Consider the following 213-nt stretch of genomic DNA (forward strand, 5'->3'; position numbering starts at 1 on the left):
TTTTTTTTGACGTGCTAATTTTCTTTGATACTTTTTTAACTTTTTTTGTTTAAGCTTAATTTTATTTTTTAACTTATCATCGAAATCATAACTTAATTGATTACTAGTTTGAAATGGAATTACAATGCCACGATCAATTCCTACAGTAAGGTAATTTAGTGATTCCTCATCCAAATTGGAATACTCATCTAATAATTCTTGCTCTGATTTCCC

General features: G+C 26.8%; 1 pseudogene. It reads right to left on the minus strand.

Going from position 1 to position 213, the window contains the following annotated elements:
- Positions 1 to 213, minus strand: a pseudogene (locus GCL57_RS14935) (RNA-guided endonuclease InsQ/TnpB family protein); the annotation flags it as partial.

The sequence above is a fragment of the Fluviispira multicolorata genome (assembly GCF_009208585.1).
Classification (GTDB): domain Bacteria; phylum Bdellovibrionota_B; class Oligoflexia; order Silvanigrellales; family Silvanigrellaceae; genus Silvanigrella; species Silvanigrella multicolorata.